The sequence below is a fragment of the Bradyrhizobium sp. Leo114 genome (assembly GCF_055229415.2).
This window is the reverse complement of record NZ_JBUYEN020000037.1, coordinates 51,391-75,217: the sequence shown is the minus strand read 5'-3', so window position 1 is coordinate 75,217 and position 23,827 is coordinate 51,391. Positions and strand designations below refer to the sequence as shown.

23 protein-coding genes, 1 tRNA gene and 1 pseudogene are annotated in these 23,827 nt (G+C 60.2%); 11 read left to right on the top strand and 14 right to left on the bottom strand.

The genetic code is table 11. The features are described 5' to 3' along the window. Positions 1-252 precede the first annotated feature (252 nt). The 8 genes from ACZIRK_RS33565 to rpmH form a co-directional block, all read right to left on the bottom strand. Positions 253-942, bottom strand: coding sequence for a pyrimidine 5'-nucleotidase (locus tag ACZIRK_RS33565; RefSeq protein WP_165435227.1), 690 nt, complete (start codon positions 940-942; stop codon positions 253-255). Between the two features lie 163 nt (positions 943-1,105). Next, positions 1,106-2,092, bottom strand: coding sequence for a DUF1036 domain-containing protein (locus ACZIRK_RS33560; RefSeq protein WP_474418913.1), 987 nt, complete (start codon positions 2,090-2,092; stop codon positions 1,106-1,108). Positions 2,093-2,250: 158 nt separating this feature from the next. Further along, positions 2,251-3,144, bottom strand: a complete 894-nt coding sequence (gene argB, locus ACZIRK_RS33555) for an acetylglutamate kinase (RefSeq protein ID WP_028167331.1) — start codon at positions 3,142-3,144, stop codon at positions 2,251-2,253. Positions 3,145-3,360: 216 nt separating this feature from the next. Continuing rightward, on the bottom strand, positions 3,361-3,732 hold the full coding sequence (locus ACZIRK_RS33550; RefSeq protein ID WP_130226085.1) for a DUF423 domain-containing protein: 372 nt from the start codon (positions 3,730-3,732) through the stop codon (positions 3,361-3,363). Then, positions 3,729-4,382: a ribosome biogenesis GTP-binding protein YihA/YsxC gene (yihA, locus tag ACZIRK_RS33545; RefSeq protein WP_130226086.1), complete on the bottom strand. Its 654-nt coding sequence runs from the start codon at positions 4,380-4,382 to the stop codon at positions 3,729-3,731. Before yihA ends, ACZIRK_RS33550 begins: the two co-directional genes overlap by 4 nt. Before the next feature lie 107 nt (positions 4,383-4,489). After that, entirely contained in the window at positions 4,490-6,337 is a 1,848-nt protein-coding gene (gene yidC, locus ACZIRK_RS33540) for a membrane protein insertase YidC (RefSeq protein WP_130226087.1), read from the bottom strand. Between the two features lie 19 nt (positions 6,338-6,356). Then, positions 6,357-6,737: a ribonuclease P protein component gene (rnpA, locus tag ACZIRK_RS33535; protein ID WP_130226088.1), complete on the bottom strand. Its 381-nt coding sequence runs from the start codon at positions 6,735-6,737 to the stop codon at positions 6,357-6,359. Between the two features lie 26 nt (positions 6,738-6,763). Then, positions 6,764-6,898 carry a 50S ribosomal protein L34 gene (rpmH, locus tag ACZIRK_RS33530; protein ID WP_008542748.1) on the bottom strand — a complete coding sequence of 45 codons (135 nt, stop codon included), beginning with the start codon at positions 6,896-6,898 and terminating at the stop codon, positions 6,764-6,766. Positions 6,899-7,270: 372 nt separating this feature from the next. On the opposite strand from rpmH, the gene ACZIRK_RS33525 reads away from it, so the two are divergent. Then, a complete protein-coding gene (locus ACZIRK_RS33525) occupies positions 7,271-8,749 on the top strand; it encodes a sensor histidine kinase (protein WP_130226089.1) in 1,479 nt (492 codons plus the stop codon). Between the two features lie 193 nt (positions 8,750-8,942). Beyond that, a tRNA-Arg gene (locus tag ACZIRK_RS33520) sits at positions 8,943-9,019 on the top strand. Positions 9,020-9,408: 389 nt separating this feature from the next. Here ACZIRK_RS33520 and ACZIRK_RS33515 read toward each other — a convergent pair. Then, positions 9,409-10,287: an ArdC family protein gene (locus ACZIRK_RS33515; RefSeq protein ID WP_130226090.1), complete on the bottom strand. Its 879-nt coding sequence runs from the start codon at positions 10,285-10,287 to the stop codon at positions 9,409-9,411. An 829-nt stretch (positions 10,288-11,116) separates the two neighbouring features. Between ACZIRK_RS33515 and ACZIRK_RS33510 the strand changes: the two genes are divergently transcribed. Together ACZIRK_RS33510 and mcrC are read left to right on the top strand one after the other, a co-directional pair. Further along, a complete protein-coding gene (locus ACZIRK_RS33510; RefSeq protein ID WP_474418912.1) occupies positions 11,117-13,534 on the top strand; it encodes an MrcB family domain-containing protein in 2,418 nt (805 codons plus the stop codon). 3 nt (positions 13,535-13,537) lie between these two features. After that, on the top strand, positions 13,538-14,569 hold the full coding sequence (gene mcrC, locus ACZIRK_RS33505; RefSeq protein ID WP_130226092.1) for a 5-methylcytosine-specific restriction endonuclease system specificity protein McrC: 1,032 nt from the start codon (positions 13,538-13,540) through the stop codon (positions 14,567-14,569). Positions 14,570-14,955: 386 nt separating this feature from the next. On the opposite strand, the gene ACZIRK_RS33500 is transcribed toward mcrC, so the two are convergent. After that, positions 14,956-15,828 carry an NmrA family NAD(P)-binding protein gene (locus tag ACZIRK_RS33500; protein ID WP_130226093.1) on the bottom strand — a complete coding sequence of 291 codons (873 nt, stop codon included), beginning with the start codon at positions 15,826-15,828 and terminating at the stop codon, positions 14,956-14,958. Positions 15,829-15,871: 43 nt separating this feature from the next. After that, positions 15,872-16,294: a DoxX family protein gene (locus ACZIRK_RS33495; RefSeq protein WP_130226094.1), complete on the bottom strand. Its 423-nt coding sequence runs from the start codon at positions 16,292-16,294 to the stop codon at positions 15,872-15,874. A gap of 120 nt (positions 16,295-16,414) precedes the next feature. On the opposite strand from ACZIRK_RS33495, the gene ACZIRK_RS33490 reads away from it, so the two are divergent. Next, positions 16,415-17,320, top strand: a complete 906-nt coding sequence (locus ACZIRK_RS33490; protein ID WP_130226095.1) for a LysR family transcriptional regulator — start codon at positions 16,415-16,417, stop codon at positions 17,318-17,320. A gap of 89 nt (positions 17,321-17,409) precedes the next feature. On the opposite strand, the pseudogene ACZIRK_RS33485 reads toward ACZIRK_RS33490, so the two are convergent. Then, positions 17,410-17,514, bottom strand: a pseudogene (locus ACZIRK_RS33485) (IS110 family transposase); the annotation flags it as partial. Between the two features lie 519 nt (positions 17,515-18,033). Here ACZIRK_RS33485 and ACZIRK_RS33480 point away from each other — a divergent pair. From ACZIRK_RS33480 to ACZIRK_RS33465, 4 genes are all read left to right on the top strand, one after another. Beyond that, the gene (locus tag ACZIRK_RS33480; protein WP_130226096.1) at positions 18,034-18,222 is read left to right on the top strand and encodes a hypothetical protein; all 189 of its coding nucleotides are present in this window, start codon (positions 18,034-18,036) and stop codon (positions 18,220-18,222) included. Between the two features lie 822 nt (positions 18,223-19,044). Further along, positions 19,045-19,284: a hypothetical protein gene (locus tag ACZIRK_RS33475; protein ID WP_130226097.1), complete on the top strand. Its 240-nt coding sequence runs from the start codon at positions 19,045-19,047 to the stop codon at positions 19,282-19,284. Between the two features lie 759 nt (positions 19,285-20,043). Continuing rightward, on the top strand, positions 20,044-21,027 hold the full coding sequence (locus ACZIRK_RS33470; protein ID WP_028167735.1) for an MBL fold metallo-hydrolase: 984 nt from the start codon (positions 20,044-20,046) through the stop codon (positions 21,025-21,027). Between the two features lie 34 nt (positions 21,028-21,061). Beyond that, positions 21,062-21,223, top strand: a complete 162-nt coding sequence (locus ACZIRK_RS33465; protein ID WP_165435228.1) for a hypothetical protein — start codon at positions 21,062-21,064, stop codon at positions 21,221-21,223. Here ACZIRK_RS33465 and ACZIRK_RS33460 read toward each other — a convergent pair. Both ACZIRK_RS33460 and ACZIRK_RS33455 read right to left on the bottom strand, forming a co-directional pair. Next, positions 21,216-21,350 carry a hypothetical protein gene (locus ACZIRK_RS33460; RefSeq protein WP_283813261.1) on the bottom strand — a complete coding sequence of 45 codons (135 nt, stop codon included), beginning with the start codon at positions 21,348-21,350 and terminating at the stop codon, positions 21,216-21,218. The genes ACZIRK_RS33465 and ACZIRK_RS33460 overlap by 8 nt on opposite strands. A 411-nt stretch (positions 21,351-21,761) precedes the next feature. Next, positions 21,762-22,364 (bottom strand): TetR/AcrR family transcriptional regulator, encoded by a 603-nt coding sequence (locus tag ACZIRK_RS33455; protein WP_474418911.1) that lies wholly within the window; start codon positions 22,362-22,364, stop codon positions 21,762-21,764. A gap of 165 nt (positions 22,365-22,529) precedes the next feature. Here ACZIRK_RS33455 and ACZIRK_RS33450 point away from each other — a divergent pair, with 165 nt between their 5' ends. Then, complete coding sequence (locus ACZIRK_RS33450) at positions 22,530-23,171, top strand: cysteine hydrolase family protein (RefSeq protein WP_028167737.1); 642 nt, start codon at positions 22,530-22,532, stop codon at positions 23,169-23,171. Positions 23,172-23,255: 84 nt separating this feature from the next. Next, complete coding sequence (locus ACZIRK_RS33445; RefSeq protein WP_028167738.1) at positions 23,256-23,651, top strand: tautomerase family protein; 396 nt, start codon at positions 23,256-23,258, stop codon at positions 23,649-23,651. The last annotated feature ends 176 nt before the right edge of the window (positions 23,652-23,827 follow it).

Genomic DNA, 23,827 nt, shown 5'->3' with positions numbered 1-23,827 from the left:
GGAGCGATCGATCAATCAACGAGGCGAGACATTCCGTGGGACCCATTGGCCGCCAGCAGGTCGCCAGGTTGTTTGGAGCTCGCCTCGCGCATCCCATCTTGGCCAGCGATCATCCGATCGCATCAAACAGGCCGGACATATGGATGCAAGCGATCCGATCACCTCAAAAGCTCTTGTGCCACGGGGGCCGTCCACATATGGGTCCCCGCGCCCTGGGCGCAATTGCGCCCTAGGCGGGGACGACGGGGAGAGCTACGTGAGCCTCTGCAAGAACCCCGTCAGATCGTCCGTGACATGGTCGACATGAGCGGCGTCGCGGCCCTCGAGCTCCCAGTCCTCGCGCACGACTTCCTGCGTCCCGTCGGGCACCACCAGCACCGTGGTCATGCCGAGCTGATGCGGCACGACCAGGTTGCGCGCGAGGTCCTCGAACATCGCGGCGTTGGCGGGATCGACGTCGTGCAGCGCCAGGAAGCGCTGATAGGTCTGCGGCGCCGGTTTCGGCTCAAGCTCGGCGGCGATGATGTCGAACACCGCCTCGAAATGTGCGCCGATGCCGAGACGCGCGAGCACCGCGCCGACATGGTCGGTCGAGCCGTTGGTCAGGATCAGCTTGCGGCCGGGCAGCCTTGCAATCGCGGCGCCCATCGCCGGGTTCGGCTCCAGCGGCGAGTGATCGATCTGGTGGACATAGGCGAGGTAGTCGTCGGCGCGGACGCCGTGCTCGGTCATCATGCCGCGCATCGTGGTGCCGTAGCGGAGATAATAGTCCTTCTGGATGCGGCGGGCTTCTTCCGCCGTGACGCCCAGCCAGTTGCTGACGAACTCGCCGATCCGCGCATCGACCTGCTGCCACAGGTTGACGTGATGCGGATACAGCGTGTTGTCGAGGTCGAACACCCAGGTGTCGATATGGTCGAAGGCGCGGGACATTTTCACCACTCTCTCAACGCGTCGTCCCCGCCTAGGGCGCAATTGCGCCCGGGGCGCGCGGACCCATAACCACAGGGAAGTGTTGTGGCGCGAGCAAGCAGTTACAGCTTCGCATATCACTAAACCCTATGGTTATGGGCCCCGGCTTTCGCCGGGACGACGGCTGATGTTATCACGGCATCGCAAAGCGCAGCGTCTTGCCACCGCTGGTCATGTCGACCGGCGCAAAGCCGACTGCGGCCAGCCCGCGGGTGGCGCAATCGCCCTGCTCGGCGATCTCGAACTTGCTCTCGCGGGTGCAGAGCTGCGTCGCGCCGCCCCAGTTTAGCGGCCTGTCCTTCAAGCGGATGGTGCGGTTCTCGGCATCGACGGCTTCGGCGAAGGAGAAGATCTGCTTCGGCTGGCCGGTGACGTCGGGATGCAGGCACTTGCCGGGATCGATCCGATACCAGCCGCGGCTGGTGACGGCCTTGCCGTCGTCGGTCGCCACCGCCGCCATGATCTTGTGCGGCGTGTCGTTGCACCAGGTCAGTCCGGTCGCGGATGGCTTCTGCACGGCATCGATCATGGTGGTGAAGAAATTCGGCGATTGCACGACGTCGCTGGAGAGGCCGCGGCTCTTGAGGAATGCCGACAGCGCTCCTTGCGTCTTCGGCCCGTCGACGCCGTCGATCGGCGCGGCATCATAGCCGGCGATCACGAGCAAACGCTGGATGCCGGCAAGCCGCGCCTGCTCCTCGTCATATTCGGAGCCTTCGGCGAGATAGGCGACGAGGTTGCCGTCCTCGGACTGGGTCGGCGTTATCTGCGTGAATTGCGCCGGCGTCTGGCCGCTGCGGCACTGGCGGGCGGCGGCGATGGCAAAATTGTCCTGCGCGACGCAGAGCGTGTCGGTGCCGTTTTGCGGGATTGGCGAGGCGCCGTAGACGCCGAGCGCGCGCGCATTCAGAAGCACGCGGTCGGCGGTAAGCGCGCCCTGCACCACGACGCGGCAGGCGGCGGGATCGATGCGGAACCAGCCGCGCGTCGCGGTCGCCGATTTGTCGTCGATCCCGATCGCGGCCTCGACCACGTAGCTCATGCGGTTGCAGAGTTTCAGGTCGGCGCGCGCCGGCGCGGAGGAAAGCAAGAACGAAAGCGCCGCGGCCGGCACCGCCATCAGCACTTGAGCTAGAAGGGACCGGCGCGATCTCCTCACCCTCGCCTCGTCATGCCCGGGCTTGGCCCGGGCATCCACGCCTTTCGCACGCGGTTGCTGCTGAAAAGACGTGGATGGCCGGGACGAGCCCGGCCATGACGGTGAATAGTAGGACCTGGTCACTTATGGATCAGCGTGCCTGTCCCCTGATCGGTGAACAGCTCCAGCAGGACCGCATGCTGCGTCTTGCCGTCGATGATGACGACGCCCTGGACGCCCTGCTCCAGGGCGTAGATGCAGGTCTCGACCTTCGGGATCATGCCGCCGGAAATGGTGCCGTCCGCGATCAATTTGCGCGCATCCTTTACCGATAGTTCCGGGATCAGCTTCTTGGACTTGTCGAGCACGCCCGGCACGTCGGTGAGCAGCAGCAGGCGCTTAGCCTTCAAGGCGCCGGCCACAGCGCCGGCGAAGGTGTCGGCATTGATGTTCAGCGTCTGGCCGTCCTTTGATGTCGCCAGCGGCGCCAGCACCGGGATCAGCTCATAGCCGATGAGCTGGTTGAGCAGCGTCAGGTCGACCTTCTCCGGTTCGCCGACGAAGCCGAGATCGATCGCCTTCTCGATGTTGGAACCCGGATCGATCATGGTGCGCGTCGTCTTCGACGCCTTCACCATGTTGCCGTCCTTGCCGGAGAGGCCGACCGCCTTGCCGCCGGCCTCGTTAATATAGCCGACGAGCTGCTTGTTGACGGAGCCGGCCAGTACCATTTCGACGATCTCGATCGTCGCCGCATCGGTGATGCGCAGGCCCGCCGCGAACTCGGACTGGATGCCGAGGCGCTTGAGCATGGTCGCGATCTGCGGCCCGCCGCCATGCACGACCACCGGATTGATCGCGGTCTGCTCCAGGAGCACGATGTCGCGCGCAAACGCCTTGGCGGTATCCTCCGCGCCCATGGCATGGCCGCCATATTTGATGACGATAGTTTCCTCGTCATATTCTTGCATATGCGGCAGCGCCTCGGACAGGATGCGGGCCTGGTCGAGCGGGCTGATCTTCGTGTCGGTCATGGAGCGGGTCTCGCTATTCCCAGAAAGCGGCGTCGGGCGCGGTTCTATCTGATTGGCGCGCGAGGCGCAAAGCGCTGTTCACCCTCTCCCCTTGTGGGAGAGGGGGCTTCGATGCGGAAGCATCGAAGCCGGGTGAGGGGTCTGTCTCCGCGGATAGAGACCCCTCATCCGGCGTGGACTGCGTCCACGCCACCTTCTCCCACAAGGGGAGAAGGGTTAAGTCCGATGTGGCCATGCTGCCGCAAGCGCCAGCACCAGCCAGCTCACGATCAACAGCGTCCCGCCGGTCGGCGCGGCCATTGGAAACAGGCCGTGACCGGCATATTGGCGCAGGCAGAGATCGCCGGCGAACAATGACGCGGCGATGACGAAGCCGATCGCTGAAACAGTCCCGATCGCGCGGTTCAGCAAGCCGCGCCCGACGAGGGCGATTGCCCCGAGCACCGCACTGGCATGAAACAGCAGCATCGACGAGGCGGCTGCAAGCCGCGTCGCATCGGCGAGATGGGCGGATCCGGCCGCCAGCATCACGCCACAGGCGCCCATGATGCCGGCCAGGACCAGTAGGATTCGATGCAGGCTGTTCATCCGCGGCGCTCTTCGAGCAGGCGCACCATCGCGGCACGCAATTCCGGCATGCCGGTGCCGGTGCGCGAGGAGGTCGCCAAGACATCCGGAAAGGCGGCGGGGTGTTTCGCCAGCGCGGCCGCGGTCTCTTCGATGCGGGCGGCGAGTTCGGAGGCTTTCACCTGGTCCGCCTTGGTCAGCACCACCTGGTAGCTGACGGCCGATTTGTCGAGCGTCTTCAGGACATCGAGATCGACATCCTTGATGCCATGGCGGGCATCGATCAGAACATAGACCCGCGCCAGGGTGGCGCGGCCCTGCAGGAATTTATGGATCAGCGCGGTCCAGGACGCGACTTTTGCCTTGGGTGCGGAGGCATAGCCATAGCCGGGCATGTCGACCAAACGGAAGCCCGCTTTCTCAGGGCCTTCGAAGAAGATCAGTTCCTGGGTGCGTCCGGGTGTGTGCGAGGTGCGCGCGAGTGCGCTGCGGCCGGTGAGCGCGTTGATCAGGCTCGACTTGCCGACATTGGAGCGACCGGCAAAGGCAACCTCGAGCCCCGCCATAGGCGGCAGCGTCTCGATCGACGGCGCGGCCCAGATGAAGTGCCAGTCGCCGGCGAACAGTTTTCGCCCCGCTTCGATCAGCTCCGCATCGGTTTCGGCGGTCATGTGGGAAAGATCTCATTTCGTCATTGCGAGGAGCGAAGCGACGAAGCAATCCATAGCGCCACTTGCTGAGGCATGGAGATTGCTTCGCTGCGCTCGCAATGACGGCGCTACGTCGCCTTCTTCGCGAAGGTGGCCTTGAGATTGTCGAACAATTCCACCTTCACCCCGTTCCGGTGCATGATGTAGCTCTGCTGCGCCACCGAAAGCAGGTTGTTCCAGGCCCAGTAGATCACCAGGCCTGCCGGGAAGCCGGCCAGCATGAACGTGAAGATCAAGGGCATCCAGTCGAAGATCATCTTCTGCGTCGGATCCGGCGGCGTCGGATTGAGCTTCATCTGGAACCACATCGTGATGCCCATGATGATGGGCCAGATGCCGAGCCAGAGATAATGGCCGAACACCGGGATCGTGGTGGGGTCGAACGGGATCAGGCCGAACAGGGTGAACAGGTTGGTCGGATCCGGCGCCGACAGGTCCTTGATCCAGCCGAAGAACGGCGCGTGCCGCATCTCGATGGTGACGAACAGCACCTTGTAGAGCGAGAAGAACACCGGGATCTGCAGCGCGATGGGAAGACAGCCCGCGATCGGGTTGATCTTCTCCTTCTTGTAGATCTCCATCATCTCCTGCTGCTGCTTCACCCGGTCGTCCGGATAGCGCTCCTTCAGCGCGGCAAGCTGCGGCTGGATCGACTTCATCTTCGCCATCGAGGCGTAGGACTTGTTGGCGAGCGGGAAGAACAACAGCTTCACGATCACCGTCACCAGCAGGATCGAGACGCCGAAATTGCCGAACAGGCGATAGAACCAGTCGAGCGCCAGGAACATCGGCTTGGTGATGAAGTAGAACCAGCCCCAGTCGATCAGCAGATCGAAATGATTGAGACCGAGCTGCCGGTTGTAGCCGCCCGGCCCAAGCGGGAAGTTGATGCCGACGACCCCGGCTTCCTTGGCGCCGGCGAACAGCCGCGCATTGGCGGTGACCGTGGCGCCGGCCGCGACGGTCTGCGGCTCCAGCAGATAATCGGTCTGGTACCTTCTGTTGTTGTTGACCAGATCGGAGGAAAAGCTCGCCTGCAGCTTGGCGGAGGTGTCCGGCAGCAGTGCGGAAGCCCAGTATTTGTCGGTGATGCCGAGCCAGCCGTCGGTGGCGCTGAAGTTCACCCGCTTGGCGTCGTCGATCTTCTTGTAGCCGAATTCCTGCAGGCCATGATCGCCGAGATAGCCGATCAGGCCTTCATGAAGGATGTAATAGCCGGAAACCTGCGGCGTGCCGTGGCGCGAGATCAGCGCGTAGGGATAGAGCGTGATCGGGGCGCTGCCGGCATTGGTGACGTCATCCTTGATGGTGAAGAGATAGCGGTCATCGATCGCAATCGTGCGGCGGAAGGTCAGGCCTTCGCCATTATCGTATTTCAGCGTGACCGGATTAGTCGGCGTCAGCGCGCCGGAACCCTCCTGCTGCCACACCGTGGTCGCGTCGGGCATCCGCACCGTGGCGCCGGTCGCCGGCACCCAGCCGAATTCCGCGTAATAGGGCGCGGCGGTCTGCGACGGCGAGAACAGCACGATCGGTGGTGATTTCGGGTCGACGGTGTCGCGGAATTTCTCCAGCGACAAATCGTCGATACGCGCGCCCTTCAGCGAGATGCTGCCGGACAATGTGGGCGTGTCGATCTTGACGCGCGGGCTGGACTCGATCGCGGCTTCGCGGCTGACGACCGGCGCGCCGGAGGCCGGTTGCGCGCTCGAAGGCGAAGGCGCCGATCCCGGCTGCGGCGCGGTGCCCGGGGTTGTCTGCTGCGCCGGCGGCGTCTGCTGCTTCTGCAGTTCAGTCTGCGCCTGCTGCTGCGCGCGCTGCTTCTCCATCTGTGGCACGTTGTAGAAATATTGCCAGGCGATCAGCACCAGGCCGGACAGAATGACGGCGATGATGGTGTTGCGGTTGTCGGTCATCTCTTCAAGGTCTCGTCATTCAATTCCGGTTGCCGCCGCTCTTTATATTATTCTGGCTGCGGCCGCTTTTGGCCGGTTGCCGGTCGAGGCGGCGGAGCGCTGTGCGGAGGTCGTCGAGCATGGCCGCGAAGTCGCGGGTTAGTGCATCCCGGCGGCCGACTAACACATAATCATGATGTGGCCGCATCGGTATGACGTCGAGCCGCTGTATCAGCGCGCGAAGCCTGCGCCGGATGCGGTTGCGCTCGGTAGCGGTGCCGTTCTTTTTGGTGACGGTGAAGCCGACGCGGATCGGGCCGTCATCATCACGGGCGCGGCCTTGCAGCACAAAGGCCGGGCTGCTCGCCCGCGCGCCATTGGCAACGGCGACGAAGTCCGCCCGCTGCCTTAGCCGATCCATTTAGAATCTCCGGAAGACGCCCGGGCTCAGGCGCTCAGACGCTTGCGGCCACGCGCGCGGCGCGCAGCGAGGACCTTGCGGCCACCGGCCGTGGCGAGACGGGCGCGGAAGCCGTGGCGGCGCTTGCGCACCAGTTTGCTGGGTTGATAAGTCCGCTTCACGGGTCGTTCTCCGCTGAACAGGCAATCTGCCGATGAATTGAGATAGGTCCGATGATGCTGGCTGGCCCAGAATGGGCCATTCGCGGCCCCAAATGAGCCGCCCCCGGCAAAACCGGGCCATCGCGGACAATTTGCGCGGCTTATACGGGAGCGCCTCCTTTTCGTCAATGTCGGCCAGCGCGGCAAAAGCGGTTCTTCGAAAGGTCGTAATTCGCGGAAATAGTCCTGATTCTGTGGGGTTGTTGTCTATGTGGCCCAGCGTTAGCCGGCTGCATCCGGGGCACATGGAACCGGCTTACATTAGCGATCCGTAATTTGACCGGCGATGGTGCACGGCAGCATGCTGAACATGCGCCAAAGAAGGCCTATATCGTGTCAGTGACCGACGATCAGCCGACGACGGAGAAGTCTCGGGCGCAGCCGGTGTACCGGCTTGGCCTGTCCGGAAAGCTTCTGCTGCTCACGATCCCCCTGGTGATGATCGCCGGGATGCTGATCTATGTGCCCGCGATCGCCAACTTCCGGATGAACCGGCTGAACGACCGGCTGGCCGCGGCCAACACCGCGGCGCTGGTGCTCGATGCCGCGCCGTCCGGCTATGTCCCGGAATCGTTGGCGCGCCAGATCCTGACCAGCATCGGCGCCCGTGCGGTGGCGATCAAGATGGGCCAGCAGCGGCGGCTGCTCGCCAGCGCCGACCTGCCGGCTGCGATCGACCATGACGTCGACATGCGCGAGATGTCGGTGTGGTCGGCGATCGTCGATGCGTTCCAGATCATGCTGGAGCATGGCGACCAGACCATCCGCGTGGTCGGACCGGCGCCGGGCCAGGCGCAGTTCATCGAGGTCGTGATCGACGAGAAGCCGTTGCGGCAGGCGATGTACCGCTTCTCCCGCAACGTCTTGATCGTCGCGCTGCTGATCGGTGGGCTCACCGCGGGCCTGGTCTATCTCGCCCTGCATTATTTGTTCGTGCGCCCGATGCGGCGGCTGACCGCGAGCCTGATCGGTTTCCACGAAAACCCCGAAAGTTCGGCGCGGATCATCGTGCCGAGCCAACGCGGCGACGAGATCGGCGTCGCCGAGCGCGAGCTTTCCGACATGCAGCGCGACCTGGTTTCGATGCTGCATCAGAAGAGCCGGCTGGCGGCGCTGGGGCTCGCCGTCTCCAAGATCAATCACGATCTGCGCAACCTGCTTGCCTCCTCGCAGCTTCTGTCCGATCAGCTCGCAAGCGTCCCTGATCCCAGGGTGCAGCGCTTCGCGCCGAAACTGTTGCGCTCACTCGAACGCGCCATCGCCTTCTGCCAGTCGACATTGTCCTACGGCCGCGCCCAGGAGGCCGCTCCCGACCGCCGCATGATCCTGGTCGAGCCCGTCGTCGTCGAGGTGCGCGAATCGGCAGGGCTTGCCTCGGACGCCTCGATCACCTGGATCAGCGCCATCGAGCGCGGGCTCGCGATCGACGCCGATCCGGACCAGCTGTTCCGCGTGCTGCTCAACCTCGTGCGCAACGCGGCGCAGGCGCTGGAGAGCCGTCCGGCAACCGACGGCGGCGCCCAGCAGATCCGCATCACCGGCCGCCGCGAGGGGACGGTCGCGATCATCGAGGTCTCCGACACCGGGCCCGGCGTTCCCCAGAAGACCCGCGATCACCTGTTCGAGGCGTTCCAGACGTCCGGCCGCCCCGGCGGCAGCGGGCTCGGCCTCGCGATCGCCGCCGAACTGATCCGTGCCCATGACGGCGAGATCAACCTCGTCGAGGGTACCATCGGCGCCACCTTCCGCATCGCCATCCCCGACCGCCCGGTGGAACTCCAGATCGTCCGCACCGAGCGCGCACGGGCCTGAGGCGTATGCCGGAATAGCTGTAAACTCCGGACTTTCACTGCCTTGGGCGCACTTTCCGCTCAAATCAACCCGGAGACCCCCCATCCCAGACCCTTGCCAACCGGACCGGGACCCTGTAGCTAGAGCGCTCTTTCGCTGATGCCTCCGAGCCTCCTCGGATGCACCCGGGCTTTTCTGCCCCTCACGCGAAAACGCGCCCGTAGCTCAGCTGGATAGAGCATCAGACTACGAATCTGAGGGTCGGACGTTCGAATCGTTCCGGGCGCGCCAGCAACCATTTGAACACAATGGCTTTTCCAACCCTCGAAAGCCTGATGCTTCCATACGCAACCGCGGTGGAAGCAATATGGAAGCATGGCGGCGTCTTTCTTGCGTGGTGCATCCGCCTTCAGGCTCGTCTGGGCAGTAGAGCATTCGCCGCTTACCGCCACCGAAATCGCGGCGTGACGATACGCTGAGTAGCTCGTTGGAAACGGCCCGATCGCGGGTCCTTTAGACGCGAATCCGCGCCGCCGCTGGCACCAGTACCAACCCGCGCCGCGCCATCCGAAGCTTTCCAGCGATCGATCCGCGTAGAAAATCTCAATGCGGGCGCCGGTCACCGGGTTTGTGTCGAAGAACGCCTCATGGGCGCTTTCGGGCCGAGACATGGCAGCGCCTCACGCAGCGAGGTCCGCCGGCTCGGCCAACGCCATGCCACGCAGGTAGTCCGTAGCCCGTGACGCCTGGCTGCAGGCGGTGAAGAAGGCCCGTTTGTCGGCCTTCAGGAAGTCGATCCAGGTCGCGATGTAGCCGGCGTGCCGGAGATCACCATCAAAGCCAAATTCTGCACACAGGAACGCGGCGCCAAGCTCCGCAATCAGTTCTTCCGCCGCGTAATTGCGCGAGCCGAAGCGGTTCTTCAAATCGCGGTCAAGACGGCTCTTGTGTGCCGTCCAGTGCGAAAGTTCGTGGAACACCGTGCCGTAGAAATGATCGGCTCCGTTGAAGGCCTCGAATGCCGGCATGGAGATAAAATCTCGGCTTGGCACGTAGTACGCTTCACCGTGGCCCTCGCGGATGTCAGCCCGAGTTGAATGCAAGAATTCGTCGGCTGTGTCATCGCGGTGGTCGGGATTGCGAACGCGCGACGGCTTGCCTGCCCTGACGCTGTCGGGAAGGCCGTCGCATTGATCGATGTTGAAAACAGCGTATTCCCGCATCATGGGGACGAGCCGCGTTGCACTGTCGTCTTCAGCGTCTTCCTGGATCTGTAGCTGCTTCACGAAATACACTTTGGTGCCGCGCTCGCCCTTGCGCACGTGGCCGCCCAGCTCAAGCGCCTGTTTGAATGTTAGAAAGCGTGGGGTGCGATATCCCGCCGCTTGCGCCATCCACAACAGAACGACGTTGCAGCCGGAATAGGGGCGATTGGTCACTGCGTTGCATGGAGTGTTCGCGCCGGGCGTTGCGGACCATGGCTTAATCCACGGCGCCGCGCCGGCTTCTAGCTCTGCAATGATCCGCGCCGACACTTCCGCATAAAGATCACGTTTCACTCTTGGACTCGCTGGCTATGGCTGATGCGACGGGAGTGGTCGCGTGCCGTAGCCGCGTCGGGTCGGATGACGGGACTTGCGAAAATTACCCCCCGGGGGGCATGGACAGGCCGGGGCACCTCGCGCGCGACGAGACGTGTGCCGGAAATATGTGGCCTATAAAAAGGTCTCGTTAACGAAGGTTAACGGCGGAGAGGTCGGCCATACACGAGGTGAGTTGATGCACCGTCCTCAGCGATTTAGCTCGTGTTACTTTCACTGAACCGTACCGACAGTTCGAATCGCCCTCCCACCGCCACTTCGCCCCGTGATTTCGTACCTAGAAACGGAGACAGGCCCAAAAAGTCGGCCGTTTTCGTGCATTTCTTTGCGTTGGAGAATGCCGGTCATCCCAAAAATGGGCCGTCTATGCGGCTGGAGAACGCGATTTTCTCCGAATCCTAGAACGCCGCAAATTCGTACGGTACGGCATTTCGCGGGAAACATAGCCTTTTTTTGGGGACTCAGTTTGAATCTCCGTCGCTCAACCGACGGAAATACGGACTGATACCTGCTCAACCGGAAAACTTCGGTAGGCTCAAGCCGTATTCGCTGTCGGAGAATATCCCGCCTCGGACCCCCTCCGCACTTGCAATTCGGTCTGCGGGATTTCTTTCTCGGCAGCGGCCATGAACTGAAACCCTGTTGATATTAAGAACGGAAGCGAGCGGCCGCATTTCGCTCGTGTATAGCAGCGATGCTCAACACGCCGCGCTGGCGGTGTTTCAGCAAAGCGTTCTCGATTAGATTAAAAGCCTGATTCGCCAAGCACAGAAAATCAGGGGGAGCAGTGAGCCGCTTTTATCCAACAGGTGCTCCGAAATCGCTGAGTGCCGCGAAGAACTGGCGTGATGTCGCTTTAAGACGGGGCAATTCGATTTTCACTGCTGACCAGGTTTGGTCAACTGCGAACCTCCAGGTTTTTGATCAGGTCTTTACTCAAAATCCTGATGAAACTGATCGGCCCTTCTCTGCAAAACTTCAGGATCAGCTCAGCAGATGCACCGGTCTGGTCAAGCAATTGGCAGCAGAAGTACTATGGCTTTTGTTGTTGTGTCCCAGCAACATCTCTTCGGAGCGCAAGCGCGAGAATATCAGAAGCATCTGGGAGTGGTCACAGTCGCCATACCCGGCCACCAGTGAATGGCTGGCCGATGATGTTCTATCCGGCATTGGGAGCGCGGGCCCTGGGTACAGCAATCACCGACCAAGAGAGCTAACTTTCTGCCTGAATTTTCTTCTTTCGTTTCGACAGCTGAGCGATGATCGTCAAGCTCTGCTGCTGGACAGTCCGTGGGAATTCGCAGAGTGGCTACAATCCGTGCCGGATGCGAAAGCGCGGCAATTCCGACACATGATTCTTCATCTCCTGTTTCCCGACGAATTCGAGAGGGTATTTTCTGCTGGCGATCGCAGAGCGATTGCTGAGCGTTTCGCCGACATTTCAGCCTCCGAGGCTAACAAGCTGCCGGCAGTAGAGCTTGATAGGCTGCTGCGCCAAACAAGAGCTAGGCTCGAGCAAGAATATGGCACGGAGGAATTGGACTATTATAGAAGCCCACTTCGGGAGCTCTGGCAGCAGGATTGGCAAGCCGACAGTTCGGCGATAGCCATACATCATGTGCGGGAAGCGATCCACGAGCTCCAAACAGGTGGAGTGCCGTCTGATGCGAGGTCGTCCAAATATGACCTCGTGGAAGATGGAAAGCGATATCCACCCAAGCTTATTTTTTCGCTGGCTTACAAACATGCGACGGGAAAAGAGCTACCCCGGAACGAGTTTCCTGGAGGAGACGATACAGCTTCATTCAGAATCCTCAGGAAACTCGGCTTCTCGATCGTTCCGAAGGACTTGATCGGCGATCTCGTCTCCAAGTTCTTGGCTCAGGCGGATGCCGGCCAAGATTTGCGAACAAGTGAGTATCCGAAAGAATATCGCAGCCTTCAGGTCAAGGTTAGCTTTGGCCAAGGAGTTTTCTCTCGAGTACCTTGGGTTGCCTTCTTGGCTCCTGGCCAGAAAGTAAGCGAAGGTATTTATCCGGTCCTACTTTACTACCGAGAAGCAAAGGTCCTGATCCTTGCTCTGGGCGTCAGCGAAACCAATCCACCAGAAAAGAGCTGGGACCACACTTCTGAATTGAGCGCTGTGGCGGTTCTCCTGCGCGAGAAGTATGGAAGGGAGGCAGAACGCTACGGTGACTCCTTCGTAGATGCTGCCTTCGTCATACCCGACGGTCTGGAACTGAACAAACTGACTGAGCGCCTGGATGCTGTTATCGATCGATACGCGCGAACGCTCAATTCTACAGTCGAGGCGGTTAATGGGCGGCCTATCAACGAGGTATCGTTAGCGGAGCTGTTGAAGGACATCTTCGTTGAGCGGGAGTTCTTTGAACGAGTACTCCATCGGTTGGAGTTGAAAAAGAACATTGTTTTGCAAGGGCCGCCAGGGGTAGGCAAAACATTCTTGGCCAGCCGATTGGCGCAAGCCGCTACTCAATCGCTAAAATCAGATCGCGTCGGCATGGTTCAGTTTCACGCGTCGTATGCTTATGAAGATTTTGTCCAAGGCTATCGGCCCGATGGCAAGAGTGGATTTGAACGGCGGGACGGCGTCTTCATGCGGTTCTGTCGACGAGCGCTCGCGGATCCGGCGCGGCCATACGTCTTTGTGATCGATGAGATCAATCGGGCCAATCTAAGCAAGGTCTTCGGTGAGCTCTTGATGCTTATTGAAAGCGATAAGCGAACAGAGCTCTATGCGGTTGAATTGGCGTACTCGACGGACGATGATGCACGCTTCCATGTGCCGGGAAACGTTCATATCATCGGCCTCATGAACACCGCGGACCGATCTTTGGCGCTGGTCGACTATGCTCTGCGCCGCCGGTTTGACTTCTTCACAATCATGCCTGGTTTTGAGACTGAGCAGTTCAGATCCCACATGTTGTCTAGGGGCATGCCAGACGATCTCTTCTCGCATCTCAAGCAGAGCTTCAGTGAATTGAACAAAGTGATCGCCGAAGATCGGGACCTGGGACCGGGTTTTGTCGTCGGGCATAGCTTCTTCTGTGATCTCCCCATGACCGGAGATGTCGAAGATGCTTACAACGAAGTAGTTGATCTCGAAATCATTCCTCTGCTCCGAGAGTACTGGTATGAGGGTGCGCGTGCCGAAGAGTGGCGCAAGAAGTTGCTCAAGGCTTAGGCTATGAGCTCCTCGATTCCGATCGCAAATCTGTACTATTTGCTCTGCTATGCGTGGGACAGACTAGATCAGGGGAACTTGATTAACGTCAGTTCCTTGCCGTCGACGGAGCTGGCAGACTTGTTTGCTCTTGTGCTTTGTGATGGCATTCATCATCTGGCTCGTCGCGGCTTGGAGCAGAGCTACGATGTTCGCGACGAAGAGCTTGGCGGAATTCGCGGCCGTATCGACATATCGCAGAGCCTGCGCCGCTCGTTGTTCTTCCAAGGACGTGCTCATTGCCGTTTCGATGAGCTGACGGTCGACACACCAGCGAATCGGATCCTGAAATCAACCCTGGTCGCGTTGCTCGAGCTAAAGGAGTTGGATCCGAAGCTTCGGCATAGGGTCTATCGCACGTCCCAACTATTACATGGCATACGCCCTCTCCGACTCTCTCCAAGAGATTTCGAAAGCGTGCGCGTGACCTCTAACAATCTCTTCTATCGATTTTTACTGAATGTCTGCAAGCTTGTGTTTGAATCTTTGTTGGTGGATGAACGCACTGGGGATACGAAGTTTCGAGACTTCACGCGAGATGAAGCGAAGATGGCGCTGCTTTTTCAGTCGTTTCTGTTTAACTTCATCGCGCGCGAATGTTCTGAGTGGAAGGTTAAGGCCGAAAACATCGCCTGGCAGGCAACAAGCGTGACAGATCCGGAGTTGCGGTTGCTGCCGAGAATGCAGACCGACATTTCAGCGTTCCGTCCTGGCGAATATCGCATCATTGATGCCAAATTCTATCAGCGGAGCGTAGGGTCCTATTTTGGCAGCGAAAAGTTTCACAGCGACAATCTGTACCAGATATGCAGCTATCTTTTGAATGCGCGTCCGGTAGGGCATGTCCAAGCAAGCGGAGTGCTTATCTATCCTCGTGTGGATCGCCAGATTCGACAGCGCTATGAGATCGCGGGTAGGAGGGTCTCCATCTACACGGTCGATCTCAACGCACCCTGGCAGGCGATCGACGAGGAGCTTCGCGAACTGATGCTTTAGGAACGTGCGTTTGCGCTGGCCATCGAGTGGGTCTTCGCCGGATGGGCGGCAGCTTCGTCAGCCAATGGCTGAGTTCTTCCATAACATCTCATATCCGCAAGACGTCGGATGTTCGTAAGGAAGCGGACGTGTCGTTGATCGGATTCGCGGTCCGTTAGTGACCCCAAGCGGACCCCGACGGCCCAAGATTTTCGCAGCGCAAACTGGCTATTGACCCCCGCCTCCGCGCGAGGGATGCCAGCAGCGTCTTCGCCTATGTACTCTCCGGGACAACGATGGAATGGCCTTTCGCCAGGACGTCACGGACGGATCAGCCTCCGGCTCCGCCCGTCGCACCCAAAACCTTCATGTTCGATCTCGATCTTCATTGGTGTGGACATCGCGGTTCACGCCGTCACGGCTTTCTGGGCCGCCGCGAAGACGTCACGTGCGGACGTCGTACCCGCTACGTGCTCCGTACCCTCGACTCCGAGGTCCATCCAACCCGCGTTCACCGCCTCAAACATTTCTTCGGCAGGTCCGGTGCGGCCCTTCGGGATGCCGAATTGTTCGAACGCCTCCGCCCATGCTGCACGCGGGATTGCAAAGGCTTTCACGTCGAGATTCAGGACTTCACCCAACTGAGCCGCGACCTCATCCGCGCTGACCATCGAACCAAGTTCGACAACGCGCTCCGCTGACCACGCTGGCCCGGTCAAAAGGGCTGCGACCTCCGCACCGATGTCATTCGTTGCGGCCATGGTCGATTTTCGGTTTGTCGGGTTGTAGTAGACGGGCAGCGTGCCACCCTGGGCGACTTGCAGGCCGTAAAGGAAGTTTTCAAAGAACCCGCCGGCACGCACAAAGGCGATTGGCGATGCCAAGTCACGAAAGCCTTGCTCCAGCAGCGACAGCGCCGTGATCATCCCCAGCCCGCTGGCTCTGTTCGCGCCCATCGACGAAAGTGCTACCACCCGCGGCGGTGCCGCCTTGGTGAGCGCCTCGACATAGTTCGCAATCACGCCCTTTGCTTCCTTGTAATCGGGCGACGGGGCCCACACAGCCGGCAACATGACAAACGCGCCTTCGACGCCTTTGAGTGCCCACTCGATAGCTGCCGAGTCATTCCAATCGCCGTCTATCAGTTCGACGCCCTGGTTCGCCCAGCTTGACGCCTTCTCGCGATTGCGGACGAGCGCGCGTACCTCCTTGCCGCGCGCCAACAGATGTTTTGCCGTTGCGCCGCCAACTTTTCCCGTGATTCCCACTACTAAAAACATGCGTTTTCTCCGATTTTGAGGGACAGAGCACTGCCCCTGTTGTTCAATGGATGAGCGGCAGTAGGGCCGGGATCCGGGAATCGCGCAGATAGAGGCCGCCCCATGTCATCGCACCCAGAAGCAGGGAAATGAGTTCCGGCGGCGATCCCAGCTCACCGATGCGGACATGGGCGCAGATGGCGCCGCCCAGAAAGCCCGTCACCAGGATCGCGCCGAGGACGGCGGTGGCTGGGATGGCGTAAAGGATGGCGCAGGCGAGCATGATCGGACCCACGACACGGGTCAGGTCCATCGCGAACCCGGTTTCCTGCAGCATGCTCGCGATCTGTGCCGGCGCGAAAAGCTGAATAGTGCCATCTGCCAGCAGAGCGACAACGACAAACGCGCTCATTATTCGGCCGGCCCATAGGATGCGATGCAAGGTCATCGCTTCAGGCGCCGGATGCAGATTCATGGTTTGGGACATTCGTCATTCTCCGATGGAGGCATCTCCATCGTCGGAATTTATTGTTTCCAATCGGCACGATAAATATTGGCAGAATGAACGCACTGTCCTCCTTAGAGAGAACAATTCCGAGGCACGAAAATGCAGAATCTTGAACCCCTGCTCATATTCGCAACGGTCGCGGAAATGGGGAGCTTTACCCGTGCGGCCGATAGTCTGGGCATACAGAAGGCTAGGGCCTCAACGGCGGTCCGGAAGCTGGAAGAAGATGTCGGTGCCAGGCTCCTGCACCGGACGACGCGAAGCGTGCAGCTGACGGAAGACGGACGGGTATTTCATGCCCGTGCCCGCGATCTGCTTGCTGAAGTCGATGACCTACACTCGATGTTTGCAGACGATCGCGTGGCGCTTCGCGGGCGTTTGCGGGTCGATCTTCCGACCGAGGTGGCGCGCACGACGATCGTGCCGGCCCTGCCGGACTTCATGGCGGCTCACCCCAAGTTGGAGCTGGAGGTGTCGAGTACGGATCGGCAAGTCGATTTGGTTCAAGAGGGGTTCGACTGTGTATTGCGGCTTGGACCCATAGGGGACGAGACGCTGATTTCCCGTCCACTGGGCCTGTTGCGCATGGTCAACGTTGCCAGTCCCGCCTATCTGGCGCGCTATGGCGTCCCTCGATCGCTGGAAGATCTTCAGCGTCAGGAGCATCGGACCATTCATTTTTCGACGATACTGGGCGCAAGGCCCTATGGATGGGAATATCCGGACGGCGACAGCTACGCGACGCTTCAGTTGCCAGGTGCGCTACACGTCAACAGCGCGCAGACCTACGACGCCGCTGCCCTCGCCGGCCTTGGCCTGATCCAAGCGCCACTCTTGGGGATTGGCCAATACTTAGAGAGTGGAGCGCTTGTGGAGATTATGCCCGAATTTCGTCGCCGGGCGATCGCCGCGTCCCTCGTCGTAGCACATCGGAGCAATCTGTCACGCCGAGTCCGCGCGTTCATGAAATGGATCGAAGATGTGCTGACGCCGTATCTGGAATAGCGATACGAACATCTTCGTCCAGCCCCGAAATCAACATTCTGAGTTATGGCACCAGGGCGGTCTCACGCCCGTTGTCCGCCCAAATGCCCGTAAGCCGGCGGCATCAGCCGCACGGTGTGGCCGAGTGCCTGCAACTCGCGCGACCAATGATGCGCCGAGGCGCCGGCATCTATTCCGACCAGACATGGCGGCAAGCCACTGTTACCGCCCATAAACAGTGCTGGCGCTCAAAGCCGTCGGGCCTAGCTTCGGTAAAAAACCTGAACCCGCCTACGCCAAATATCACGCGGTTTGGAGGTGGATGAATATGTCGGTTGTTGGCCCTGAAGCGAAGTCCGCGCGAGTTCTGAAATGGTCTGCTTATCTGGGCAAAACGGAAGCGACTGGCTGCCTTCCTAAACGGCGCTTTTGACCCCTTAGCGGACATGCTGTTTGTAAGCTTCGATGTCGGCTTTGCGCTGTTAAGCGGACATGGACCGCGCGGCTCGACTGAGGTCAGCTTTGCGCCAGGAGGCGCACTAGCGCTCTCCAGAGACGGTTTAGCACCCCAAAACGACCGGTGCCCGCTGATTTCCTGGATCCCGATGGCAATTCACTTCCTGAAGGCAGCTTCAACGGAATTGGAACAATGTCCAGGCGATCTGATTGGAAATTGTTAGAGCCGGGCTAGACCTATTCCTGGTGAGGCGTCTTTATCAGGGAAGGAGCATCAAATGGAAGACGAACGAAAATCATCAAAAGCGGGGGATCGGGCCGCTGAAGACTTGCGCGAGGCGACTGCTAAGGAAGAAGCGAAAAACGAGAGCAAGACGGGGCACGATCTAGCTAAGGGCGCTGATCGCTTCGAAGAACGCTCTAAAAGCTCCGATGGAAAAAGCGCAGAAGAAAAGCAAAAAGGGTGAATGTATACAGCAGACCGGGCGGAGCGTTTCCTCGCAAAAGGCCTCCCCAGTGACGCCGGAGACCTTCACTACGAGGGCCTCGCAAGCCGTTCGGCCCTCGCTTAGAAAGCGTCGGCGGCTCGCTTGCGCTCTGCCAATGTTTTCTCCGCTTCGGCCCGCAGCTTTTCTTGCCTCGCCTCCCTCGAACACCTTAGTGGCGGCGCTTGTCTGGCATTCGTCCAAGGCTGATCTGAGCTGGCGCCAGCCAAAGTCCGCTTGTGACCGATTCTGTTGAAAAAGTCTTCGCCGCTGTCGGGGCCAAATTTTTAAGGGCCGCTGATGCGTTTGACGCCTTCAGACACGGTGGACCGCATCGACCTGAACAGAACCTTTCGACGACGTTCTTCTTCGCATGAAGAACCTGTCCTCAGAAAGAAATCTGCCGCCGGCAAGTTTTTGCGAGAATTTTGCCTTGGCAGCATTTTCGACTTTTTCATAATCGACCCTAATGCGACACAGCCAAAACCCTGACCAGAAGTTAATTGTTCGTAAAGGCTAGTCATCCGCCACGTGCGCAAGCACGGCGTCGAGCGGCGGCCGTAGCATTCGCCAACAAGAAGAGTCGTGTTGCCTTTGTGAAATTGATGACCGCCGCGCTACGCACTTTTCGCTGCACGGACCGTGGGTTCCCCTCCCAAACAACCGACGGTCAGTCCGAGTGATGCCTAGAAGACGCCTGGAAAAAGTCGTGAACAAGGTAGCAGATAAGGCGTCAAACCTGCGACTCAAGGCTTTGCCCGTTGGGGCTTGGGGCTTTCATCACTCGACCTGGGGAGGGTTGTGATGGACAGACTGAAGCACTCGCTGGAAGACCGTGAAGCGCCAACCTGCCCAACCTGCGGCAGCGAGATGCAGTGGTGTCGATCGGAGCTTGTTAGATTTGTCCCCGCAACCAATCTGCATCTGTTCAACTGTCCGACCTGCCTTCTGTTGGCAGAGTCAGAGACGGTTAGCGAGCCGGTTCAGGTATCTCCCGACAACCTCGCGGTAGCCGGTTTCCGGTTTTTTGCCGTGGCGGCATAGGGGGCAGCGGGTTACGAAGAGCGATGTCCGCTGTTACGTCCGGTTTAAGAGAAGACCGCGGCTAAATTGGCTGCCGAGATGCGGGCTGGCGTGCCCTCGATGTTCTTCCGGCGTCTATAAGCCGGAGCGTGTCGCCGCGGCCCGCGAGGGCGACGCCTGCAATGGCCGGGGCAACCAACTCGCCCTTATTCGCGCCGGTGCCGAAGCCGACCATTGAAACCGGTGTTGAGGCTATGACACTTGCCGTGCTGAGGGTGTTCGACCAGCACGCGCGGGCAAAATAACTGTCGGCGACGACTGATCTCGTTCCAGCACTGCTCGTCAGGCGCCCGGCAACGTAATCGAAGAGGACAATTACTGCGATGAAGGAGTCCGGTGATGGCCCGTTTGAGACGCGCCGAGGGACACCAAGAATGTCCGGTTATTGGGGAAGACGAGAAGTAGACGGCGCCTGTTGAATTCGACGCGAATGACCCGAAGCCGACTCCGGCGAGGCAGCGGAAACTTCAGCACGTTCGACGAGTGTGCGGTAGCGCGCGGGCCGCGAGCTGTCGAAGACAATCCCTACAACTTCTCAACCGAACCCCGCACTATCGAAGACAATCCCTACAACTCCTCAATCGAAATTCGCACGGTCATCCAACGCATTGGATGCTGGATTCTGAATTTTTGGTCTTGTGATTGGCGAGCTTCGTTCCAACTACGCCGATGCAATTCCGCCACCTTGGAAGCCCATCCGATCTATCAAAGGAGTCTCCGATGTCCTTGCATACCTCGCTGTCACGACGCGGCTTCTGCACATGCTGTGCCGTAGCCGCCGCCGCTTTCGCAACCAACCGTGGCTGGTTGAAGCCTGACGAGGCCTACGCCGAGTCACGCAACATCGTCGATACGATCCGCGACGCCGCCGCAACGATGCCCCTCCAGGTCCACAAGCTGCGTGGCAACGTGACGGTCCTCGAAGGCTCCGGAGGCAATATCGCGGTCCTCACCGGCGAAGACGGCAAGCTGTTCGTCGATGCCGGCATTACCCCGACACGGCCGCGGATTCTGGAGGCGGTCAACAGCCTTAGCCGCGATCCGATCAAACACCTGATCAACACCCACTGGCACTTCGATCACACGGACGGCAATCAGTGGCTAAACGAAGAAGGCGCTGCCATTCTGGCTCACGAGAACACGCATAAGCATTTGCTGACTGCCCAGAGGGTCGAGGACTGGGACTACAATTTTCCTTCGCCGCCCTTGGCCGCGGTGCCGACCGAGGTGTTCGCTTCGGAAAAACGCCTCAGCCTCAATCGCTCCACCCTCGATCTGAAGCACTATAGCCCCGCGCATACGGACAGCGACATCTCGGTTCGCTTCGCTGAGGCTGATATCCTCCATTGCGGAGACACTTACTGGAACGGCTTCTATCCGTTCATCGACTATTCGACCGGTGGCAACATCGACGGGATGATCCGGGCGACCGAGCAGAACATCGCCGCCACCAGCGGCGAGACCATCGTCATTCCCGGCCACAACATGCCGGGCCAAGCCAGCGCCGTGAGCAACAAGGACGAGTTGATCGGCTATCGCGATATGCTCGTCGCCATCAGGGAGAAGGTCACAACGCTCAAGCGGTCGGGCCGCTCGCTCGATGAGACCATCGCAGCCAAGCCAACCGAGCAGTTCGACGCGAAATGGGGCCGGTTCCTCATTACGCCGGCCTTGTTCACCAGGCTGGTCTACGAGGGCGTCTGATGGCAAATCCTGTCGTAGGTTCGAAGGCCCCGCGTTGGCCGGTCGCACCATCAGCGACGGCACCCGCGACGGCAACGCCGCCGCCGCTGCTGGCATTGCCGGTGGCGTCCGTAGCGAGGACAGCTTCCGCGGTTTCCCGCTACGCGGCTTGTGCGCCGGCATCGGCACAAGATGGCGATTATGGGCGCTCACCTGACCTGCTCGCCGTCCTGAAATGCAAACAATATCTCCGCCGCGGTATGCACGGTGAAGCGGCTTTCGTCATTGAACGAACGCATGAGTGCCCAATCCTCGGCGGGCGCCTTCTTGGCGAAGGCCGCCACACGGTGCTCCTGCCCGCTTCTAGGCGCCGGGATTCCCGCACTTGTGATCGGACTAGGCTATGGCGCTTATTGGCTCGTCCGCCGCCGCCGTAACGCTAGCTGATTTTCCGAGAGACTTACATAAATTGAAACGAGGCCGCTCTTTGGCGGCCTTTTCGTTTTTCCTTTGCGAGCGTGCTGTCCGTTCATGGCCCGAATGCGAAGTCCGCGCGGGATCGGAAATCGTCTGCTTATCGGGGTAGATCGGAAGTGACTGGTCGACCTTCCAATCGGCGCTTTTGACCCAAAGGCGACGTGGCAAGTTGCCACTGCAATCAGGCGAAATCATAGATGTCCGGAGTACCTCGATGTAGAGGATAGCATTTTCGCATCGGTATCGCCTGCAGGATCAGGAAGGTTCTGCTTGTTCCATCAGTCCAGCGAGGCTGCGTCTTGGGCGGCCTCTGCCTTCACGGCGCTCTTCAGCGAACGGATCCATTCCGTGTCGCCCACCGATTGAGAGAGAAGCCGCGCTCCGATCATGGCCGCGAACAGAACCTTGGCTTCCTGATCGGACGACGCGCCGTTCGTACCGCGCGACTTCGCCAAGTGATCGAGAAACTGTGCGTACAGAGCCTCCGTCCCGTCCCTGTAGGACTCGCGCGAGGACTCGTCGGCGGCCTCGGCCGTCACGTGAGGAGCGAAGGCGATCATCGGACAAGCCTGATCGGCCCCTTCCTTCGTCAGATAGTAGTCGACGATGGCGGCCGACCGGACGCCCGGATCGTCGTACTTGCGTTCGCAGACCTGCCGCCAGGCGGCGGATGACTGCTCGAAGGTCAGGGAGAAGACTTGCTCGACGAGGGCGTCCTTGGACTTGAAGTGCTTGTAGAAGCCGCCAACCGTCATGTCAGCGGCGTTCATGACCTCGGCCACCGAAACGCTGTCCACACCGAACTCGCGGAAGAGGCGGGACGCGCACTTCAGGATCTTCTGCCGATTCTTCTGCGCCTGCTCCTGCGATGAGCGACCCATGTCCGTTGTTCCTTTCCGAACTCGATCGAGATCCGCGACTTTACGCCGGCCTCGGTCGTAAGAAACCGCCGTCCCGCAAGCAATCGTGACTGGCTAGAATAGATTATATATATTATCTATTTTTTTGAAAGTCTCCAAAGCCACGTTTTCGCGAAGGAACTCGACATGGCGACCACCTACGACCCCAAGATCACGGCGCTTCTCTGCATCGATTTCTACAACGATTTCCTCCATCCAGACGGCAAGCTTTGGCCTTCGGTCAAGGACGTCGCCGAGCAGGTGAACCTGCTCGACAATCTCCGTGCGATCGTCGTCGCCGCGCGGGAGGCCGGGATCAAGATCATCCATGTACCGCATCACCGCATGGAGCCCGACACCTACAAGGACTGGAAGTATCCGTCGCCCTATCAGTTGCAGGCGGCGAAGAACATGATCTTCGCCCGCGGTCAGTGGGGCGGCGAATTCCACGATGATTTCAAGCTCCGGCCGGGCGATCTCTGCTGCACGGAGCATTGGGCTTCGAGCGGCTTCCCCAATACCGACCTCGATCAACTGCTGAAGCGGCACGGCAAGGAAAAGATCATCTGCGTGGGTCTGCTCGCCAATACCTGCCTGGAGGCCACCGCCCGCATCGGCATGGAGCTTGGTTATCACGTCACCTACGTGCGCGATGCCACCGCTGCCCGCTCGCCCGAGGCGATGCATGCGGCGGTCAACATCGACGCGCCGACCTATGCCCATGAGATCGTGACGACCGCCGAACTGATCGCGGCGATCAAGGCTTCCCCGGCGGCGGCCGCGGCGTGAGAGGAAGCGACGTGACTGCCGATATCGAGACTGCGGTCCACTATCGGTACGTGGAGCCGCTGCCAACCGAAGGAGGTTTTTGAGATGCCCGTAGCCAAGATTCATGTGCACGAAGGTGCGTTCAAGGATAGCGAGCTCGCCGCAATCGGGACGGCCGTACAGGCAGCACTGGAGGAAGTGCTCTCGGTCCCGCCGGAGGACTACTTCCGCATCACGCACGTTCTTCCGAAAGGACAGTTCGTCCACACGCCGGCTTTCGTCGGCTGTACGTACAGCGATCGCTTCGTCCTCCTCGAGCTGACCTTTATCTCCGGTCGCCCGAAGGAGAAGCGCCTGGCGTTGCTCGCCGCGCTGAACCGGCTCGTCGTGGAGAAGGCCGGCGTGAGGGCGGACGACCTCGTCGTTCTGATCTATGAGATGCCCGGCGAGAATATCTCCTTCGGCCAAGGGCTCGCGCAGCGAGCGCATATCTCGACCTGAGGGGCTCCGCGCCCCGTCATGTCCGGCCGTGCAGACGAAATGATCGAATAGCTCGACAGTGTGCTGCAGTGCATGAGTCCGAAAATGGCCCTTCGCGACAGGTTGCGCAGCGCGGAGACATGTCCGCAGTTTGGGGTAGACCGGAAGTCTCGGGCTGCGGGGGAAACCGGCGCGAT

Bases quoted from the DNA above. Each gene is read 5' to 3' on its own strand.
- ACZIRK_RS33560 (WP_474418913.1), bottom strand. From the start codon at position 2,092: ATGGCGGTGCCGGCCGCGGCGCTTTCGTTCTTGCTTTCCTCCGCGCCG.
- argB (WP_028167331.1), bottom strand. From the start codon at position 3,144: ATGACCGACACGAAGATCAGCCCGCTCGACCAGGCCCGCATCCTGTCC.
- ACZIRK_RS33550 (WP_130226085.1), bottom strand. From the start codon at position 3,732: ATGAACAGCCTGCATCGAATCCTACTGGTCCTGGCCGGCATCATGGGC.
- yihA (WP_130226086.1), bottom strand. From the start codon at position 4,382: ATGACCGCCGAAACCGATGCGGAGCTGATCGAAGCGGGGCGAAAACTG.
- yidC (WP_130226087.1), bottom strand. From the start codon at position 6,337: ATGACCGACAACCGCAACACCATCATCGCCGTCATTCTGTCCGGCCTG.
- rnpA (WP_130226088.1), bottom strand. From the start codon at position 6,737: ATGGATCGGCTAAGGCAGCGGGCGGACTTCGTCGCCGTTGCCAATGGC.
- mcrC (WP_130226092.1), top strand. From the start codon at position 13,538: ATGAGCTCCTCGATTCCGATCGCAAATCTGTACTATTTGCTCTGCTAT.
- ACZIRK_RS33500 (WP_130226093.1), bottom strand. From the start codon at position 15,828: ATGTTTTTAGTAGTGGGAATCACGGGAAAAGTTGGCGGCGCAACGGCA.
- ACZIRK_RS33495 (WP_130226094.1), bottom strand. From the start codon at position 16,294: ATGTCCCAAACCATGAATCTGCATCCGGCGCCTGAAGCGATGACCTTG.
- ACZIRK_RS33490 (WP_130226095.1), top strand. From the start codon at position 16,415: ATGCAGAATCTTGAACCCCTGCTCATATTCGCAACGGTCGCGGAAATG.
- ACZIRK_RS33480 (WP_130226096.1), top strand. From the start codon at position 18,034: ATGGAAGACGAACGAAAATCATCAAAAGCGGGGGATCGGGCCGCTGAA.
- ACZIRK_RS33475 (WP_130226097.1), top strand. From the start codon at position 19,045: ATGGACAGACTGAAGCACTCGCTGGAAGACCGTGAAGCGCCAACCTGC.
- ACZIRK_RS33470 (WP_028167735.1), top strand. From the start codon at position 20,044: ATGTCCTTGCATACCTCGCTGTCACGACGCGGCTTCTGCACATGCTGT.
- ACZIRK_RS33455 (WP_474418911.1), bottom strand. From the start codon at position 22,364: ATGGGTCGCTCATCGCAGGAGCAGGCGCAGAAGAATCGGCAGAAGATC.
- ACZIRK_RS33450 (WP_028167737.1), top strand. From the start codon at position 22,530: ATGGCGACCACCTACGACCCCAAGATCACGGCGCTTCTCTGCATCGAT.
- ACZIRK_RS33445 (WP_028167738.1), top strand. From the start codon at position 23,256: ATGCCCGTAGCCAAGATTCATGTGCACGAAGGTGCGTTCAAGGATAGC.